At 36.0% G+C, this 1649-nt stretch carries 3 protein-coding genes; all 3 read left to right on the top strand.

All coding sequences use genetic code 11. The features are described 5' to 3' along the window. Positions 1-236 precede the first annotated feature (236 nt). From ACEN4N_RS11390 to ACEN4N_RS11380, 3 genes are read left to right on the top strand one after another with little or no spacing between them, the layout of a single operon-like run. A complete protein-coding gene (locus ACEN4N_RS11390) occupies positions 237-563 on the top strand; it encodes a hypothetical protein (RefSeq protein ID WP_407090974.1) in 327 nt (108 codons plus the stop codon). Further along, positions 554-970 carry a transposase gene (locus tag ACEN4N_RS11385; RefSeq protein ID WP_407094261.1) on the top strand — a complete coding sequence of 139 codons (417 nt, stop codon included), beginning with the start codon at positions 554-556 and terminating at the stop codon, positions 968-970. Before ACEN4N_RS11390 ends, ACEN4N_RS11385 begins: the two co-directional genes overlap by 10 nt. Positions 971-1006: 36 nt before the next feature. Next, the gene (locus ACEN4N_RS11380; protein ID WP_407090972.1) at positions 1007-1240 is read left to right on the top strand and encodes a transposase; all 234 of its coding nucleotides are present in this window, start codon (positions 1007-1009) and stop codon (positions 1238-1240) included. Positions 1241-1649: the final 409 nt, after the last annotated feature.

Genomic DNA, 1649 nt, shown 5'->3' with positions numbered 1-1649 from the left:
CCAAGTGAATTCTCCTTTTAGTAATGTATGGTAACTTTATTATATAGGAATTCACTGGCTTTTGTGTACATACAAAAAAAGGTGTCAGTGAGATTTCTCTCACCAACACCAAAAATTCAAGAACCTACAAGGATTCTTTATTTATTGATGGTACAAAAATTCAAGCAGATGCGAACATCTATAGTTTTACTTGGCGAAAAGCGATTGAACGTTATGAAGCTGGTCTAATTGAAAAAGTGTCTAGTTTGTATGAAGAACTTATTCAAACGAATGTAGATATTGCTATAACGGAAGAAGAATTAACCATGTCGATCGGAATCGAGAAGATCATTGATAGTCTAGATGAAGCTCTTGATGAGGTTGAAGTAAAAATCAAAAATGAGACAACCATACCTAAAGGTGGTTCTGAACACAAGCGACGTCGTCGCACGCTAAAAAAGCATCGAAATAAATGGAGAATGATTTCCTACCACGAAAACAGAAATATGAAGAAGCGAATGAACTATTTGATGGAAGAAATAGTTTTTCTAAAACAGATACAGACGCTACCTTCATGTGCATGAAAGAAGATCCAATGAAAAATCGTGAATTGAAACCTGGTTACAATCTTCAGGTAGCTTCTAGTAATCAATATGTCATTGACTTTGATATTTTTCCGAACCCAACAGATACGCGTACACTTATTCCGTTTCTAGACTCGATTCAAACACTTGATATGTTCCAATATATTGTTGCTGATGCTGGTTATGGTAGTGAAGAAAATTATATGGCTATTACCGATGATTTTGAGAAAGTACCATTGATTCCGTATGGAATGTATCATAAAGAACAAAGTAAAAAGCACAAAAATAATCCAAAGCATCGTCAGAACTGGTCCTATAACGAGGTTGAAGATTCCTATACTGATTTAGATGGTGTTCATTTTAATTTTTCACATTATAGTACTCGAAATGATAAAAATGGTTTTTAAAGGCAGTTTAAAATATATAAAGCTGATTCCGAGCAAATGGATGACCGTTTAAATAAACTAGCGAAAACACCGAAAGGTAGACAGCGCCAGACGGCGGTCAATAATAATTGGGAGTATTTCAAACACAAAGCTAAAGAGAATTTGGAGAGCACACCTGGAAAAGAAATCTATGCACAACGTAAGATTGACATAGAGACCGTTTTTGGTCGCATGAAAGGTGTATTTGGTATGCGCAGAGCGCATGTGAGAGGTAAACAAGAAGTACATTGACTACCGCCAGCGAAATGTACCAGCGTTGCCAAGTTTTGTACCACCCTTTGCCATGAAATGTACCAGTCATTGCCAACCTGTTTACCACTTATTAACTTCTGTATTGAGTATTGCGGACGTTCTTTACCAGTAGTGCGGTTCTTTTTACCACTCTTTGCGGGAAGATTTACCAATGTCTGCGGAATAGTTTACCAGTAATAATTAAATGACCCCATTTCTACTCAACTTTTGAGTAGAAATGGGGTCAACATATTATAAATCTATTGGCTATGTCGTAAAAAGAGAGAGTGTAAAATATTTTGTGTAAATAGAAAAAAGGAAGTCCCTTCTGTAGAATAGAGTTACCACACTAAATTCACAGAAAAGAGGACTTCCCTATGAACAATCTTACTACAGATATCTTACAGAC

The organism is Ruoffia sp. FAM 20857 (assembly GCF_045528645.1).
Classification (GTDB): Bacteria; Bacillota; Bacilli; order Lactobacillales; family Aerococcaceae; genus Ruoffia; species Ruoffia halotolerans.
The sequence above is the reverse complement of the archived record's forward strand: the minus strand, read 5'-3'. Positions and strand labels throughout refer to the sequence as shown.

Coding starts and splice junctions, on each gene's coding strand:
- ACEN4N_RS11385 (WP_407094261.1), top strand. CDS start 554: ATGTGCATGAAAGAAGATCCAATGAAAAATCGTGAATTGAAACCTGGT.
- ACEN4N_RS11380 (WP_407090972.1), top strand. CDS start 1,007: ATGGATGACCGTTTAAATAAACTAGCGAAAACACCGAAAGGTAGACAG.